Here is a 16,764-nt window from a genome sequence, read left to right as displayed (position 1 = left end):
TCTGCAGAGGACCGATGCCTCAATCCGACACCGGTCGCACTTGACACGTGCAGCATGGGACCAGAGGGAAGTATCCCGCTTGTGTCGTCTCCCAAGCGGATCTGTACCAGAATGCAGACTGAGCATCGACGAGAAATGGAATCATGCCGGCCGTATTCGTGGACCTGCGCCTGTATGAGCGGCCACAGAGCCGTCCAATAACACCGATAAAATCGGTCGCCTGACTGTCATTTCCTTGAAGTGAAGGAGTGGCCCCATGGCTTTCGATACGCAACGGCTCCAATTTGCCGGCCATTCCGGCGCAACCCTCGCCGCCCGCCTCGACCTCCCCAACGGACCTTTGCGGGCCTACGCATTGTTTGCCCATTGCTTCACCTGTTCCAAGGACCTGGCGGCAGCGCGCCGGATTGCAGCGGAGCTTGGGCGCGAAGGCATCGCTGTCCTGCGTTTTGATTTCACGGGGCTGGGATCGAGCGAAGGTGAATTCGCCTCGACGAATTTCTCCTCCAATGTTGCCGACCTTCTGTCAGCCGCCGACTATTTACGCCACCGCTATCAGGCACCGTCGTTGCTGATCGGCCACTCGCTCGGCGGCGCAGCGGTCCTGGCCGTCGCCAAGGACATTCCTGAAGTGCGCGCCGTGGCAACAATCGGGGCGCCGGCAGACGTGGGCCACGTGCTGAAGAAATTCGGAACGAGCCTCGAGGAGATCGAGAGGAGCGGTGCGGCCGAAGTCGATCTTGCCGGACGCAAGTTCCTTATTAGAAAGCAATTTGTCGAGGACGCGCGTGCACAGCGCATCAAGGATGCGGTTGCGCGTTTGAAAAAGCCGCTCCTCATCCTTCACGCACCGCTGGATCAGACGGTCGGTATCGAAAACGCAACTGAAATCTTCCTCGCGGCCAAACATCCAAAGAGCTTTGTTTCGTTGGACAAGGCCGACCACCTGCTCACGAATTCCGAGGATGCGGCCTTCGCCGGTCGGATCATTTCGGGGTGGCTGACGCGTTATCTGGCCACCGACGCGCCGCAAGGGACTGCGTCTATCGAACACGTGCGCGTGACGGAAACAGGCGAAGGCAGGTTTCAAAACGCGGTCCAGGCCGGCAGCCATCGGCTATTCGCGGACGAACCCGAAAGCGTGGGCGGGCTCGATTCCGGACCATCGCCTTATGACTTCCTGTCAATCGCACTTGGCGCCTGCACGTCGATGACGTTGCGTCTATATGCCGACCACAAAAAGTTGACTCTCGGGCGAATCGGGGTCGACGTCTCGCACGCGAAGATCCATGCCAGGGACTGCGAAGAGTGTGCCGAATCGGAACGCAGCAGTGGCGCCCGGATCGATCGTTTCGAGCGCGTCATTTTCGTCGATGGCGAGGTCTCCGAGGAGCTTCGCGACAAGATTGCCGAGATTGCCGGCAAGTGCCCTGTGCATCGCACGCTCGAAGCTGTGGCGAAGATAAAAACTGTGGTGAAATCAGAATCCCGAGTGACAGAACGATAGCCTCGACGGCGTTGGCTAAGGACGTTTTACCGATATGTTATGAATATCTTGTGCGGTCTCCACAGAAAGAGAACGATCCCGTCAGGTCGAAGTGTCGGCTTCAGGCGTGCATTGCTGTCGCCCAGCAAGCTACTCACCAACTTCCGCCCTCCACCGTTGCGGACATTCTACGCCTCTGGCGCAAGTCAAAGGGACTGCGCGCGGGAAACCGACATACTCATGAAGTTCATTTGGCTTGGCGCCTACGCCGCCGGCGGACGATACCGAATCGACTTTGCCTTTCCCAGGGCTTCGATCGTATCCTCGACGCTGAGGAGGACAGTGGTTTCGATGGAGCTGAGCGCGCCTCCTGCGCCGATTGCAAGCGCGACCGCCGCCATCGAAACGTTGTCAGGCGCCTCCCACAGATTCCAACCATCATGCTCGCCGAAGGCGTACCAGAACCCATGGAGCTTTCCGCCTACCGACTCTATATACGTACGCGCCGCCCCACGCCGATCCTCGGGGTTTTCGATCATGCGCGCCCATGTCTCGGGCGTGTAGCTGAAGCGCGTGAGATACATGGCCATGGTTTGCCTCCTCTGTCAGAACAATGCAGTCAATGCCCAAGCCGGGAAGAACGCGAGACCGGATTCATCCTGCGCATGGTTTCAACCTTGCCGCTTCTCTGCCGCGGCGGCAATCCCTGCCTGGCCCCGAGACAGAAGACTGTAGAAATCACCCCGTCCGCGGCGGATCGAACCGGAAAGATCGACCCGTTCCAGAAGTACAGGTTCGGACGCCCGATGGCGCAAGTCGGCCGCATTGCCGACTTCCGCTCCCCGGTTTCATTCCGAAATCCGGCAGCAATCCGTTGCCCAAAATGGCGGGCACTCCTCGGCCTCACCTGAAGGACGGAGTTACTCGACCTTCTCCACGAACTGCAGGAACTCGACAGGGGGGTAAAGGTTCAGCGCCTTGGCGACCTTCATGTTCACGAGATAGGCGAATTCCTCCATCGCCAGCACGGGGATGTCGCCAGCGCGCCGGCCTTCCACAAGGATTCGACGTACCTGCTCACCGGCGAGCTTGCCCACGTCGTAGTCGCGCGCGGCGACAGACATCAGCGCCTGCGAATCCGAAACCATATGTTCGTAAGGCGTGAGCACTGGAATGCCCGCAGCAACGGCCGCTCCAGTGAAGCGGTCGGTCTCCTTCTCGAGAAAAGCGCTGGAGCCGAGGTAGATGAACTGCACTCCCTTTGATTTCAGCGCTGCGATTCCGGGCTCGATCGACTCCGGGTCCGGGCTGCCATCTGCCAGCGTGTCCAGTGGCACGGCGTCGAGGGTGAAGTTCAGCGCCCCCGTCAGGCCTTTAACCTCTTCAACCTTACCCACCGAGTTGGGCGTCGCCGCCTCATAAAGCATGCCCAGGTGGTCGAACGACGGCATATAGCGCCGTATGCTCTTGATATTGACTGTCTCCGGCACTCGGTTGCGCGTGCCCGTGACGTTATCGCGACCGATCTTCTCGTAGCTCTCGATGATGCCCGAACCCACCGGGTCGGCAACCACGGTGAAGACGACCGGGATTTCGTTCAGGTATTTCGGATCTGTCCTGTCGGCCAATGTGCCGAGGACGCCGAGTGTCGTCTTGGTGCCCCATGTCAGCACCAGGTCCATTTTCTCGGTCCGCGCCTGCTCGACAAAGCCGGGCAGTCTGGACTGGTCCTGGGCCGCGTCCATTAGCACGAACTCCGCATCGATCCCGTTTTTCGCGAACGAATCCCGTACGCCGCGGCAGACGTCCTCGCAGCCGATCCAGACGACCATACCGATCTTCATCTTCGCCTCGGCACCCGAGGTCGAGAAGAGGCCAAGGGCTGCGGCGAGTGCCGCCAGGCACAGTCTCGAAAGGCTCATTATCCACTCCTCCCTGAAATGGCCGCCTCGCTTCCCGCCAGGCGGAGAATGACAAACAGCCCCGCGCCCGCCAGCGCGGTCATTCCGATGGTTCCGACAGCGCCAGAGTAGCCGGCCGTGTCGGTCATCGACCCGATCACCAGCAGCCCGGTAATGGCTCCGCCGCGTTCAATTACCCTGATGGTTCCGAGCACGGCGCTCGTGCCGAGATGCGCCAGAGGACCTTCCGCCGCATCCATGACCAGCGCAGTCTGCGGCCCGCCGGCCAAGCCGAGCGCAAAGCCGGCACCAATCGAAGCGGCGGCCGTCGACCAAGTTGAGGGGAATAGCCCGGCAATGAGCAAGCTCAGGCCCGCTATGATCGAGCACGCGGTAAGCAGCGGGGTCGGCGCGGCGAGCTTGGCGGGCAGCCGTCCCTCGGCATAGCCGCCGAGTATCAGTGCCAGAAAGAAGAACATCATCACGCGCGCGATTTCGGAAATCGATGCGCCCAGAGCGTCCATCTGCAACGCCAGCAGGTAGGAGATAAAGACGTGGTCGACGATCGCCAGCGGGATCACGCTGCCGAGTGCCACCGCAGCGAAGATGGGGCTCCGCATCGGCGCCAGGATATTGAACGAGAGCTTGTCCTCCGCCTCGCTGCTTTGTTCAGCATTCGGCGTCGACCCGCCGACCGGCAGCATCCGCCATATCAACAACGCGGAGACGACGGACAGGATTGCGCAGACGGCGAAGACCGGTCGCTGGCCCAAGCGGTCGGCGAGGATGCCACCGAGCGCGGTCGCCGCGAAGACGCCGCTAAAGAGCGTCGCCCGGAAGAGGCTGATCGAACGCGATCTTGCCTCCTTCGGCAGCATGTCGAGCGCGTAGTCCTGGCAGGCGAGCGAGGCGAGTGCAAAGGCGAGGCCATTGACCCCATGGCAGACAATCACTTCGACGATGTTGCCGGCGAGGTAGAGACCGAGCTTTGCGAAGAAGGTCGCCAGTGCCGCAGCGATGAACAGTCGACGATAGCCTATTCGTTGGCCGAATGGTCGCGCGAGCGGTGCACCCAGAAGTGCGGCGCCGAGATAGGCCGCCAGCGGAAGCCCGATCACCACCCCCACGCCGAGCGAGGTGAAGGGGTTTGCCTGCGCCCTCGCATAGAGCGAAAAGAAAGAAAGAGGCAATTCGTCCGCCATCGCAAACAGGAATAGCGGCAGGCGCACGTCGGTCAGGCTGCAGAACCGCATCAGTGCCGGCCGGCACCCCGAAAGCCGGAACCCGGGTTCGGGTGCGACCGCGTGCGATCTATCCACACCAGCGGCGCTTCTGCGGACGGCTGCCGCTGCCAGAACGTTCAGCCGTTCCGCCCGCTCGGAAAGCAGGTTTCCCAGCCTTTCGACAACGTTGCGACCGGTTGCGACCAGCCGCTTTGAGAAATCGCCGGCCGCCTGTAGTTCGGCTAAGTGCTGCAGCCGGTCGAGAGGCCCTGTCACCGATCGGCTCATCATCACCACCATCAGTTCGAATGCGAACAGCAGGATCACCAGCACGACAACGCCGAGATCCAGAACCACATCGCGGAACTGGGCAGCGATGTAGTCAAGGTTAGTCTCGGTCACGAGTTCCCCGATCCGCACCCCGTCGACCAGGATCGGGAATACCGTGCGATCGGCGCCACCACTGACCTGGGCCTGGCCGACCTCGATCACTGGCCTGTCCGTCAACACGGCGAAATAGGAGATTTCAGGAAAATCAGTCAGCAGATGGCTGAAATACTCCGCCGCCCCAACCAGTCCGTCGACCGGAACGCCCGCCTCGACCGAGCGCTGGATGTCGGCTGTAGCGATCGAGCCTATCAGTTGGGTGCGCCGGGCAATTTCCGGGCGAAAGGAATCGCTGATGCTGAGATAGACAAGATAGCCAAGCGCGAGCGCACTGCCGAGGGTAAGAACGGCAATGGCTGGCGTGAGGCGGCGGGCAAAGCTGCGGGTTGCCGCACGCTCGGGAACGCCAACCAGCACCGTCTCGCGCGGACCGGTGGAGGCGTGTGCCGATGCATCGACTTCTTCGGATCCCAGCGCCTGCAGCGCTTGGCGGTACTTCTCCGTGGCGTCGTCCAACTGCTCCTGCAGCTTGGCGAGCGCAAGCGTGATCTGTTCGGGGAGAACGCGACCCTTATGCCGGCCCGCTGCCGCAAGCGTCTCGGTCGAGGTCCCGCCAAACGCGGCAAGTGTGCCTTCTAGGCGCCTCAGTCCGCCGCCGACGGCATCGACGCGGGCTCGGACCATCAGGTAGGCGATGCCGGTGAAGAGGACGAAGAGTCCAATAGCCCCCACAACGATCTGCTGCGCGACGCTGGCGCTTCGCGCGTCCAGTTCGGACTTCGGATACACCGCGAGAATTCCCCCGACCACCACCCCATCCTCGCCCAGGATCGAGGTCCCGCTGATCAGGTTGCGGTCGGTTTCAAAGCCCCAGCGTCCGGCGACGTCCTTGGCTTGGACGTCGATCACCTCCTGCGCGACCCGCTCGACCTTGCCACTACCGCTCTGCTCGACAACAGTTCCGGTTGGATTGAAGAGAACGACGTCGCTGATTGCCGCATCGGATGCCCGTGCCCGTTCGAGGAGCGCCAGCTTATTGCGCATCATGGAAACCGGAAGTCCGAGATCAACGACCGAGCGGAACGGGCGCGCAGTTGCCTCCACGGTCACCGCGAGACGCTGGCGGATGAGCTGCGAGAGGATCGCATCATGCTGCAGGATGGAGAGGATCGAAAGAACCCCAAGCGTCGCTGCGATGACCCCGATCAGCGCTATCCAAATCCGCACAATCAGAGACACCTGACGCCCCCGCCAAGCACGAATGCCCTTTGTTTTGACAGAACACCCTAACGCGGATTTCGCGTGCTGTCGATTACGCAGGATATGTAGATCATTACTTCCAGGGGCTGATGGCACAGCTTCACAAAGCGAGGTCAGGCGCCCTGCTGGCGCCCCTTTTATGTCGGCTGAAGAGAACTGAATCGAATGTCAGCAAAATGCATATCCTGGTCTTTCCGCTGATCGAGACGAACGACGGTCTTCCACCCGCTACGGCCTTTAGCATCGGACCGCCGAATGGCAGAAATCTGCGCCACTACGTCATTCGGCACCCGCGCGATCGCGTGCGACAACATCAGCAATCGTCCTCTTGCTGATGGCCAGATCGCGTGCGATCCAGCGATAGCTTCGGCCTCCCGCGAATGACAGGAAGATTGTCGCCCACAATGCGGATGGTCGCCCCGTACTGTGCGAGTTCGTTTTGGCTCACTGTCAGGTCAGCATTTCCGCAAACTCTCAATGGGTGACGCCGCGCGCGCGATCGATGATGCGCTGCTGACGCTCCGATATGATTTGCTGGCTCGCCTGCATGCGGACGGTCTGCTGCAGCACCTTCAGCCGCTCGTGCATCGCCTCAAAGGCACGCCGCTGCGCCGCCGACACGCGATTGATGACGTCCTTCTCGCCGCGCAGGATGGCGTTTCTGCCGAAGCGCTCGTCGAGCGCCCGGCTGACCGCGGCGAATTCCTGACGGACGCGCGGATCGAGCGAGCCCGCGGCAACGTCGAGCTTGCTGCCCTTCTTTTTCATCTCCGCTGCCAGTCGGTGGAGGGCATCTTCGGCGGCGTCCGACAATCCGGGAATGGCGACTGCCATGCGGCGGCGCTCTTCCATGATAGCCTGGCGCTCGCCATCGAAGGCGCTGACATAAGCCGCGCCGAGCGAGCGCAAACGAACGGACGCCTCGGGCACGGCTTGCAGCGCCTCCTTCCGTTCCCTTCCGGAGGCGAGCATCCGGTCCATCAGGCGATCTGAGCCGCGCAGCACACCATAGGCTGCCGGGTCATTGGTCACAGCGGCCGCGATCCGCTCGGCCGCAAAGCCGTTGACGATCAAGTGCTCAATCTTGTCGACGGCGCCAGCCGGATCGCGCCAGATGCGTGTGGCAGTCTCGGCGAGCGACGCGCGTTGATGGCGATAGTGCGCCACGGTGAGCCCCCGTGTTCGCGCCTCCTCGTCCACCGGCGTTTTGAACTCTGTCATTGCGGCAAGCATCGGCAGCACGGCTTTTTCCTCCTTCTCGAACTCGACACTTGCACCGGCAACGATCTTCGAACGGTCCTTCTTTTCAGCAAGGTGCTGCTCCTCGGTGAAACGACGGACAACCTGGAAGAGCCGCGTCAGCTTCCCGCGCCGTTCATCCTTGAGATCTTCCGGCATGCGCTCTTCGATATTGCGCTCGGCAATCGCATCGGCCCTCGCGGTGAAGGCGCTCCAGCCGAAGCGGGCGGTCAGTGCATCGCTCACGGCCTTCACCTCCTGCACGAGCGAGCGATCCTCGGCTGCAAAGGAAAAGGCGGCCTTCCAGGCGTCGTCACCACCCTGCCTGCGCACAGCCTCGATTTCGACGAGGCGCGTCATGGCTTGCTTCGAAATCGCCGGGATCGACAGGGACATATGGGCACGGCGCGTCTGCTCGCGCTCGCGGAAGCGTTCGGCGTTCCGGCGGAATTCGGTCGCGTGCGCCCGGGCCAGTGGAAGCAATTCCTTCAATGCCGCCGTGGCGACGCTGCGCTCGTCGCGCGCCGCGCGGCCATCGACCATGAGGTCGGACCCTCGCAGGCGACTAAGGCGGCCTGGTGCTTTGGCGAGATCATCAGCGAGTTTGCGGGGTTCGATGGCGGCATCCGAGGCGAGCGCATTCAAGTGGACAAGCGCCGCGTCGGGATCGCGGTAGATCTTCTTGAGCAGCGGCTGGAGGACTTCCTCCCGCTCCTTCCACCGTTCCGAGGAGAGCTGAGTAAGGCGTGCATCCTCCTCGACGCTGCGGGCGAACGCGGTGGCGGGCGGGATCAGATACTTCCCATCCGACGGGCTTCCGGCTGAGAAAGATGCGGTCCGTTCCTCGTTGTACGAGACACGCCTTTCGCGCTCGATCGCAAAGCCGAGCGCCACACTCGCCCGCTCCCAGAGCTTGGCCACCTGCCCGCGCTTTTCCGCATTCCACGCCATCCGCCGGGAACCGCCCTTCTCCATCCCGGCCGCAACCTCGGCGAGCGTATCGATACCGCGCCGCCGCGCGAAATCGCAGGCGTGCGCCTGGTAGCCTTCCTCGCTCGCGAAATCGAGCGTCGTCGTCTTGGCGCCGGATCGCCCAAGGCGCTCGACAAGCTGCTTGAACAGTTCCGGCCGATGGCTTTCCCGCTCGATCCTCTCTTGGCGTGCATCGGCGGTTTCGATCTGCTTGGCCGTCCAGACGTTTCGATCGACCTCTCTTTCCTCGAAGCGCTTCTGCCCGGTTTTCTCATCGACAATAGGAACCTGGACCTTGACCCGCTCCACTCCGTCCTTGCGCAGGATCACCGTATCGCCCTCGGAGACGCCCCCTTCCTCGAGCGCCTTCGGCAGGCACACGCCCCAGAGACGATGGACGGTTCCATCGTCCGTCTTCACGTCGGCATAGGGGCTCTCGTCCGCATCCTCGTCATCGGGCCGGAACTTGGCCTGCCCGGTTTCCACGAGCTCGCCGGTGACGCCCGCGGCATGATCGACGCGCGGCTTGCGACCCCATTCCGGCTTTGCCTCGAAGTCCTCTTTCGCCGCATAGAGATCGGCGCGGTCGCGATGGCGGGTCATCGCCACATAGGTCAGATGCTGGTCCATCATGCCGGTAGCCAGCACGAAGGTCCGGTCGACCGTCGACCCTTGGGACTTGTGGATGGTCGCGGCATAGCCATGATCGACATTGCGATAGCTCTCCTCGCTGATGACGACGTCACGGCCATTGTCGAGGCGGACCGCGAGCCGCGCATCGCCCCGTTTGTTGCCGGTGGAAACGACCGTGCCGAGCATGCCGTTCTTGACGTATTGTGGGCCGAGATGCCGCGCGCGCGGTTCCAGGAAGCGGGCGTTTTCGAGGAAGATGATGCGGTCGCCGGCGGCGAACTCGCGCAGGCCTCGCGCCGTCTGGAATTGGCGTGCGCCTGCCAGCGCACCCTCGTCCGCCATCACCTGGCGCAAGGCCTCGTTCAGCTTCCGGACGTCGTCATTGGTGTGGGCGAGCACGAGCAGCTCATCGCCACGAAGCCGACGCGCTTCCTCGCCAACGATGGATTTCTGAAAAAACGCACGGCGCGCACCCGCCCAATCGGCAACGATGCGAGCGATGATCTCGTCCCGCGTCTCCGTCTCGACCAGCCGGCTATGCGAGGCATAGGCGTCGAGGCCTTTCTCGATCTCGCCGCGGGCGAAGAGACGGGATGCATCGCGCGCCCACTCATCACGCTGGCGGCGCACACCGGCAAGTTCGGCAAACCCTATCCGTTCGGTGATTGCCCTGAACGCGGCGCCCGCCTGGATCGGCTGCAACTGCATCGCGTCACCGACGAGCACGACCTTCGCCTCCGCCTCCTCGGCGATCTTCAGGACGCGCGCCATCTGCTGCGACGAGATCATGCCGGCCTCATCGATCACCAGCACATCGCCGCGATTGAGCCGTTCACGCCCACCGGCCCACGCCAGTTCCCATGAAGCCAGCGTGCGCGACCTCATGCCGGAACTGTCCTCCAGACCTTCGGCCGCCTTGCCGGCAAGTGCTGCGCCGATCACCCGGCGGCCTTCACCTTCCCATGCGACGCGGGCCGCCGCCAGCAGCGTCGACTTGCCGGCGCCGGCAAGACCAACCACAGCGGCAATGCCATTGTCGCGCGTGACGTGCCGAACGGCATCAACCTGTTCCGTATCGAGCTTGAAGGTTTTTGCGGTATCGGCCGTTTCGATACTCTTTACGGCTGCGGCGACTTGGGCACCGGAGATGCCAAAGCCCTTGCGTTTCGACAGGACCTCAGCCGACTGCGCCATGTCATATTCGATGCGCAGGATCTCCCGCGTGGTAAAGACCGCTGGTTCCGTTGCCTTGCCGGTATGGGTATCAACCTGCTGCGGCTTGAGCAGCACCAGATCGTCCGAGGCCATTAGTCGTGCTGTTATATTGCCGAAGTCGACGGGATCATCGACGTAGCGATGCAGCGCCTTGGCGATATCCTTTTCGTCGAAGGTGGAGCGTTCGTTGCCGAGTTGCTTCAGCAGAAGCTCGGGATCAGCAAGCAGCCGGTCGGCCATCTCCTGCCGCCGCGCCAGATCGGCCGGCGCGAAATACATCTCGATGCCCTTGCGGGCGAGCGCCGCTTTCTCGGGGCCGAGATGTTTTTGCGCGATGCCGTCGAGGCACTGCTCGGCTGAGGGCCGCCCGTCGAGGCGGATCTCATGACCGGCGAGCGCCAAATGCCGGTTGGCGGTTTCCGCCCAGGCAATCTTCCACGCCTTCATGGTTTCCTTGTCGCCAGCCCAGAGCTTGTAGACGATCTTGCCGTTCGGCCTGTCCGGCGTGACGACGCGCAACGGCTCGCCGTCTTCGCCAAGCACCGGAACCTTCTTCGGCCCGAACCCCTCCTCCGCCAGGGGACGCAGCGTGGTCATCAGATGGATATGCGGATTGCCGTCCTTGTCGTGATAGACCCAATCGGCGACCATTCCCTTGGACGTGAAATTGTCCCGCACGAACTCGCGAACCAGAGCGATGTTCTCCGCCCGCGTCAGTTCCTCCGGCAGCGCGATGATGAGCTCGCGGGCCAGCTGCGCGTCCACCCGCGTCTCGAAGGCGTCGAGCGCATTCCAGAGCGCCTCGCTGGCCTTAGCGACGGATTGCCCCTGAATTGCCATCTTGAGCCAGGCCGGGATCTGGTCGGGCAGCGCTAGCTCCTCATGCACCAGTTCCCGCGACCCGCCGCGATAGCTGAACGACCTGCCGGCCTGCTCGTCCATCATCCGGGCGCGGTGACGATAGGCGGCGGCCGAGACGATGCTGCGTCCCGATCCCCTGCTGATCACCTGCGCTCTGACGAACATAATCGCCACGACTGCCTCCAGACCTCTCCAAAGCACGTCGCGCCAGCGACGTATATTGCGCCCTCAAATCGATCGGTCTGCCAAGGCCGATGCCGCTTCTCCGGAAGACGGCCATTTGCCGGAATTCCGGCTGCGACGTTTTCCGGATAATGCAACCTAGCCTATTTTACTATCATATAACAGATAGTATAATCGCCACCGTTCTGATTGCTCCAACAAGGAAGGACGCTGGAATGGCTGTAAAATCTTCGATCACCGACATCGACGCCCAGATCGAGAAGCTGCGCGAGCGCAAACGCTCGATGATCGCAAAGTCCGCCGAGCGCTTTGCGCGGGCGGCGACGAAATCGGGGCTGGCGGAACTGGAAATCGCCGACGAGGAGGTCGATCGGATTTTCGAAGAGATCGCCGCGCGATTTCGCAAAGGAGAGAAGAAGGGGGTGGATCACGCAACTGCTTCGCCGCGTCGACCAGCAATTGGCGGGACTGGAGCGCCGGCGGAGGTATATCATGACAGCTGATCGCAAGCGTGACGCGCGGGAGAAATTCCTGCTCGGCGGCATCGTCGTCAGGGCAGGACTGTCGAAGGCAGACCGCGCATTCCTGCTCGGCGGTTTGCTGGAATTGGCAAGAGTCGCTCCGGGCTCCTCCGAGCATCGGCGCCTGCGCGATATCGGCGAAGAAGCGTTCAAGGCAGCGGCGCTTGACGGTCCTTCCACGCGCATGACGCAGGCCGCGGATTGACCGTGCGAGCGAAACTGCATCCGAGCCTGCTGCTCGTCTTGGTGCCGATCGTCGTCACCGCCTTTGCCGTCTACGTCGTCGGCTGGCGCTGGCTGGCGCTCGCCGCCAGCCTGTCCGGGAAGGCGGAATATTGGTTTCTGCGGGCCTCACCCTTACCGGCGCTTTTGTTCGGACCGCTGGCGGGGCTGTTGAGCGTGTGGGCGCTGCCATTGCACCGGCGAAGACCTGTCGCGATGGCAAACCTCGTCTGCTTTCTGGCTGTGGCCGGCTTCTATGGCTTGCGGGAGTTCGGCCGGCTCGCCCCATCCGTGGAAAGCGGAGCGGTGACATGGGACCGTGCACTGTCCTATCTTGATATGGTCGCCGTTATCGGTGCGGTTGTCGGCTTCATGGCGGTGGCGGTGGCCGCGCGCATTTCCACCGTCGTGCCTGAACCGGTGAAGCGCGCCAAGCGCGGAATCTTCGGGGACGCGGACTGGCTTCCGATGGCGGCGGCGGGAAAGCTCTTTCCGCCGAACGGCGATATCGTCGTCGGCGAGCGCTACCGCGTCGACAAGGAAATCGTCCATGAACTGCCCTTCGATCCGAACGATTGCGGTACGTGGGGACAGGGCGGCAAGGCGCGTTTGCTCACCTACAGCCAAGACTTCGATTCCACCCATATGCTCTTTTTCGCGGGTTCAGGTGGCTACAAGACGACCAGTAACGTCGTGCCGACGGCGCTGCGCTATACCGGACCGCTGATCTGCCTTGATCCCTCGACCGAGGTCGCGCCGATGGTGGTCGAACACCGCACCCGCGTGCTGGGGCGTGAGGTCATGGTGCTCGACCCGACGAATCCAATCATGGGCTTCAACGTGCTCGACGGGATCGAAGCCTCGAATCAAAAGGAGGAAAATATCGTCGGCATCGCCCACATGCTGCTGTCAGAAAGCGTGCGCTTCGAATCCTCAAGCGGTGCCTATTTCCAGAACCAGGCACACAACCTGCTGACCGGCCTTCTGGCGCATGTGATGTTCTCGCCGGAATATGAGGGGCGACGCAATTTGCGCAGTCTTCGGGAAATCGTATCTGAGCCGGAGCCTTCCGTGCTCGCGAGGCTGCGCGACATTCAGGAGCACTCGCAATCCGCTTTCATCCGGGAGACACTTGGCGTGTTCACGAATATGACCGAACAGACCTTCAGCGGCGTCTATTCGACCGCATCGAAGGACACACAATGGCTTTCCCTCGACAGCTATGCTGCACTCGTCTGCGGCAATGTGTTCAGGTCGAGCGACATCGTGACCGGCAAGAAGGACGTCTTCCTCAATATCCCGGCGCCGATCTTGCGCTCTTATCCGGGCATCGGCCGCGTGATCATCGGGTCGCTGATCAACGCGATGGTGCAGGCCGACGGCGCATTCCAGCGGCGGGCACTGTTCATGCTCGATGAGGTCGATCTGCTCGGCTACATGCGTGTTCTGGAAGAAGCGCGCGACCGCGGCCGCAAGTACGGCATCTCGATGATGCTGATGTACCAGTCGGTCGGGCAGCTCGAGCGGCATTTCGGGAAGGATGGCGCGACCTCATGGATCGACGGTTGCGCCTTCGCGAGCTATGCGGCGATCAAGGCGCTCGACACGGCGCGCAACGTCTCGGCTCAATGCGGCGAGATGACGGTGGAGGTGAAGGGAAGCTCCCGCAATATTGGCTGGGACACGAAGAGCAGCGCCTCGCGGAAATCGGAGAGCATCAACTTCCAGCGCCGACCACTGATCATGCCGCACGAGATCACGCAATCGATGCGCAAGGACGAGCAGATCATCATCGTCCAGGGGCACAGCCCGATCCGCTGCGGGCGGGCAATCTACTTCCGGCGGAAGGACATGAACGCGGCGACCAAGCCGAACCGCTTCGTCAAACCGTTCCAGTGACTCGAGCAACTGACGGGCAATGAGGCTATCGCGAGCGGGAGGTCAGCGGAATCGGATGACCTCCTTGGCCGACCTGCGGCGATTGATGAACTCGCGCAGCGGCGGCAGGAAGAACGCCTTGCTAAAGCGGCCCGTTGGCGGCTCGGGCTCAAGATAGAATGAGCTGCCGATTATGTCGGTATTGAACTCATCGATGATGATCCAAACCCTGCGATCGACATCGAGGCCGGCGCGGCGCTTTTCGATCGCCGGTATTTCCACGGCAAACCGTAACGCCTCCGGCTGCTTGGTGGTGATAGGAAAGAAGAGAACCAGTTCACCATCGGACCGCGGCATTCTCACGCCGACGGCAACCGGCCGCTCCTTGCGTCCTCCGTCTCTCCGCTCCCAGCCTCTCGCGCCCAGGCCATGGTGCATCGCTGATGATCGAGTGGGCATGTTCCTCGATCTTCTGCGGCTGAAACGGGCGCGCGGTTACAGACCAAACGCAGATTTCCGGCGTGGCCCAATGGCGTGACGTCTGCTCGAGGCGCCCTCGCTGATCCACAGTTGTGATCATGGCGCGAAGCTGAGCTTCCAGCCTGGCCTGCCGGTCGATCCGCGGGTGAAGCTTGGCGACGCGGCAAACGCCGCCCCAGAAGGGCGGCGTGGCGTCGATGGTGCATCATTGCGACGGCGAAGAGGACGCGGTCCTTGTGTTCCTCGATCTGCTGCGAAACGGGCCCGAGTATATAGAGCGAGATCGTAGGCGGAGCGAGAGAGCCTATGTTGATCGACGGTAACGGGCGAGACGGCCGGAAGTGGAGCTTCGGACCCAACGCGCCGGTCGATCCGGCGTGTTGGGCCAGGGCGAGGGGGCGAAAGCCTCCCTCAGAAGGGAGGCTCTGCACTGACACGTCCTTCCTGTTCGGCCCAGATCAACTCGCGTTCGGCAAGCGCCAGTTCCAGTTCGGCCACGATCTCGCGGCGCTCGGTGAGGTATGCGGCGTTCCGCAGTTCCGCGCGCAGTTCCTCGATGTGTTGATCGATCGTCATCGTCGTCATCTCCATTCTGATGTGAAAGATGACGCCCGGGGTCGTGAGGGATCGTGCCGGGTCAAGGATCGCGTAGCGACCGCCAACGGCGGCGAGTGGGGGAGCCGATTTTGTCGCTTGCGCCAAAATTGGGGGAACCGCTCGTCCTTGAGGCGGCGCGAACGTTCATGGCACAATTGGCGATCTGAGCAGACAGTCCCTCGTTTCGTGTGGCACCAGAACCGCCCGCCGGCCGATGGCGACCGCCCGGACGGGGTATTGGAGTAAAGATCAAGCTCGTCAGCGATACCAAGTTCGCGCAAGCGCTCGACGGCTTCGAGCTTGACGATTTCGTACTCGTCCGACCTCCCGCTGAATTCGCCGCTGTCGGAGGGGGTGGCCGGCCCCGATTGCTCGGGACCGGCGGTTGGGGCTCAGTTCGGGTTGTTCCAGAGGATCACCTTGCGGTTCGGATCGCCGCCTGGGGCCGGAGCGAGGTTGCCGAAGATCACGCCGATCTCCGGGGCTTCCAGCTTCACCGAGAGGTATTCCTCGCCGGTCTGCCGGGCGATGCGGTTCCAGCCTGCGCCGATCTCGAAGCCCGTGCGGCGGTGGATGACGCGGTAGTCGGGCGCTTCTTCGGTTGCCTTGCCGGCGTTCGGGACGATGGCGATCGGAGCGTTGACCCGGATGGTAGCGAAGATGCCTTCGAGGGTGCCGTCGGTCTTCTGCGTCAGGGTTGCGATCGTGGTGGCCATGGTACTGTCTCCTTCGGTTGCTCGGGACCATTCCCGATGGCGCGCGAAGAGACGGCCGATCTGCTGCGGTCATCTCGGCGAAAATTCTGTAAAATTCTATTTTCCGCCAAGAAGCGGGCGCGCTTCCACCCAGCTTGCGGGTGGAAAGCACCAGGCGCCCGCATGAAGAACCGAAATCGAATTTTGCGGAATTTTCGCCGAGACGTACCCCTTCAGGGGTTGACCGCAAAAGCGGGCGGTCGGCTAAAGGGCGACATAGAAACGGGAATGGTCTCGTGCAACCGACGCCGGCGACAAACCATTGAGGCCACCCGGTCCGGCACAGCAGGAGACTGCCAGCACCTTCCATTGCGGACACACCAGCCGGCGCGATGTTCCCTCGCCCCGGCCAAGCGCAGTCAACAAGGAGTGTCGACTGGCCGCCACATCTCTCGGGCGCACGTTGAGACGACCGCGGTGACCATATCGCCAGCATACGGCGCCGCAACATCTCGCGACGCTGCCCCCGCCGACATCGGCCAGGCGGTCTTCAACGATCCGCCCGCCGTCCGGTCTGGGCACGACCGCGGTCACCTCGACAAACACCCGCCTACTCCGATCCGTCGGTCCTAAGCAATTGGGGCTAGCCTCGCTGGACGTCGGTGAATTCGCGCGAGCAGGAGCTCACGGTTCGGCGTCATACCCCTCGCCGTTCGCCAGCCGGTCGATCGCCGCGGCGAAGAGTTCCTTGTGTTCTTCCGGCATCTCGGAGACACGATGGCCGCGTCGAGGATCTCCCCCGGCTCGCATTCGCTCGTAATGCTCGTAGCTCATCAGCACGAACCGGGGTTTCCCATGCCGGGTGAGCACGACGGGTTCGCGGCCGGCGGCGGAGGTAACATCGCTAATATGCTTGCTGAGGTCGCGTGTCGTAAACTGCCGCATTGCCCACTCCTCTGTTGATCCTCCACACTATCCAGATTTTCCCGATGTACAGGAACCCCGAAGGGT

The 16,764-nt window shown here is 62.5% G+C and carries 11 protein-coding genes and 1 pseudogene; 4 read left to right on the top strand and 8 right to left on the bottom strand.

Going from position 1 to position 16,764, the window contains the following annotated elements:
* The first annotated feature begins 256 nt into the window (after positions 1 to 256).
* Entirely contained in the window at positions 257 to 1,507 is a 1,251-nt protein-coding gene (locus AC4P1R_RS25735) for a bifunctional alpha/beta hydrolase/OsmC family protein (protein WP_273362370.1), read from the top strand.
* Positions 1,508 to 1,749: 242 nt separating this feature from the next.
* Here AC4P1R_RS25735 and AC4P1R_RS25730 read toward each other — a convergent pair whose 3' ends face one another.
* The 4 genes from AC4P1R_RS25730 to traA form a co-directional block, all read right to left on the bottom strand.
* Positions 1,750 to 2,076, bottom strand: coding sequence for a GYD domain-containing protein (locus AC4P1R_RS25730; protein ID WP_225192202.1), 327 nt, complete (start codon positions 2,074 to 2,076; stop codon positions 1,750 to 1,752).
* A gap of 330 nt (positions 2,077 to 2,406) precedes the next feature.
* Positions 2,407 to 3,408 (bottom strand): ABC transporter substrate-binding protein, encoded by a 1,002-nt coding sequence (locus AC4P1R_RS25725; protein WP_069461320.1) that lies wholly within the window; start codon positions 3,406 to 3,408, stop codon positions 2,407 to 2,409.
* On the bottom strand, positions 3,408 to 6,236 hold the full coding sequence (locus AC4P1R_RS25720) for an MFS transporter (RefSeq protein WP_069461321.1): 2,829 nt from the start codon (positions 6,234 to 6,236) through the stop codon (positions 3,408 to 3,410). Before AC4P1R_RS25720 ends, AC4P1R_RS25725 begins: the two co-directional genes overlap by 1 nt.
* Before the next feature lie 495 nt (positions 6,237 to 6,731).
* Entirely contained in the window at positions 6,732 to 11,351 is a 4,620-nt protein-coding gene (traA, locus tag AC4P1R_RS25715) for a Ti-type conjugative transfer relaxase TraA (protein WP_492178249.1), read from the bottom strand.
* Positions 11,352 to 11,575: 224 nt separating this feature from the next.
* On the opposite strand from traA, the gene AC4P1R_RS25710 reads away from it, so the two are divergent.
* From AC4P1R_RS25710 to traG, 3 genes are read left to right on the top strand one after another with little or no spacing between them, the layout of a single operon-like run.
* Positions 11,576 to 11,863 (top strand): TraC family protein, encoded by a 288-nt coding sequence (locus AC4P1R_RS25710; RefSeq protein WP_069461322.1) that lies wholly within the window; start codon positions 11,576 to 11,578, stop codon positions 11,861 to 11,863.
* Entirely contained in the window at positions 11,853 to 12,086 is a 234-nt protein-coding gene (locus tag AC4P1R_RS25705) for a conjugal transfer protein TraD (RefSeq protein WP_492178248.1), read from the top strand. Before AC4P1R_RS25710 ends, AC4P1R_RS25705 begins: the two co-directional genes overlap by 11 nt.
* Positions 12,083 to 14,002, top strand: a complete 1,920-nt coding sequence (traG, locus tag AC4P1R_RS25700; RefSeq protein ID WP_492178247.1) for a Ti-type conjugative transfer system protein TraG — start codon at positions 12,083 to 12,085, stop codon at positions 14,000 to 14,002. Before AC4P1R_RS25705 ends, traG begins: the two co-directional genes overlap by 4 nt.
* A gap of 42 nt (positions 14,003 to 14,044) precedes the next feature.
* On the opposite strand, the pseudogene AC4P1R_RS25695 reads toward traG, so the two are convergent.
* The 4 genes and pseudogenes from AC4P1R_RS25695 to AC4P1R_RS25680 all read right to left on the bottom strand — a co-directional run bounded on the left by AC4P1R_RS25695 (position 14,045) and on the right by AC4P1R_RS25680 (position 16,698).
* A pseudogene (locus AC4P1R_RS25695) lies at positions 14,045 to 14,412 on the bottom strand (hypothetical protein).
* Between the two features lie 460 nt (positions 14,413 to 14,872).
* On the bottom strand, positions 14,873 to 15,037 hold the full coding sequence (locus AC4P1R_RS25690) for a hypothetical protein (RefSeq protein WP_165614766.1): 165 nt from the start codon (positions 15,035 to 15,037) through the stop codon (positions 14,873 to 14,875).
* Positions 15,038 to 15,450: 413 nt separating this feature from the next.
* Positions 15,451 to 15,774: a DUF736 domain-containing protein gene (locus tag AC4P1R_RS25685; protein WP_069461328.1), complete on the bottom strand. Its 324-nt coding sequence runs from the start codon at positions 15,772 to 15,774 to the stop codon at positions 15,451 to 15,453.
* A gap of 663 nt (positions 15,775 to 16,437) precedes the next feature.
* Complete coding sequence (locus tag AC4P1R_RS25680; protein ID WP_151613223.1) at positions 16,438 to 16,698, bottom strand: type II toxin-antitoxin system Phd/YefM family antitoxin; 261 nt, start codon at positions 16,696 to 16,698, stop codon at positions 16,438 to 16,440.
* Positions 16,699 to 16,764 lie beyond the last annotated feature (66 nt).

It is taken from the genome of Sinorhizobium sp. Y406, assembly GCF_058732025.1.
Note: the sequence above shows the minus strand (reverse complement) of the source record. Positions and strands in the feature narration are given on the sequence as shown.

Coding starts and splice junctions, on each gene's coding strand:
- AC4P1R_RS25735 (WP_273362370.1), top strand. CDS start 257: ATGGCTTTCGATACGCAACGGCTCCAATTTGCCGGCCATTCCGGCGCA.
- AC4P1R_RS25730 (WP_225192202.1), bottom strand. CDS start 2,076: ATGGCCATGTATCTCACGCGCTTCAGCTACACGCCCGAGACATGGGCG.
- AC4P1R_RS25725 (WP_069461320.1), bottom strand. CDS start 3,408: ATGAGCCTTTCGAGACTGTGCCTGGCGGCACTCGCCGCAGCCCTTGGC.
- AC4P1R_RS25710 (WP_069461322.1), top strand. CDS start 11,576: ATGGCTGTAAAATCTTCGATCACCGACATCGACGCCCAGATCGAGAAG.
- AC4P1R_RS25705 (WP_492178248.1), top strand. CDS start 11,853: ATGACAGCTGATCGCAAGCGTGACGCGCGGGAGAAATTCCTGCTCGGC.
- AC4P1R_RS25690 (WP_165614766.1), bottom strand. CDS start 15,037: ATGACGATCGATCAACACATCGAGGAACTGCGCGCGGAACTGCGGAAC.
- AC4P1R_RS25685 (WP_069461328.1), bottom strand. CDS start 15,774: ATGGCCACCACGATCGCAACCCTGACGCAGAAGACCGACGGCACCCTC.
- AC4P1R_RS25680 (WP_151613223.1), bottom strand. CDS start 16,698: ATGCGGCAGTTTACGACACGCGACCTCAGCAAGCATATTAGCGATGTT.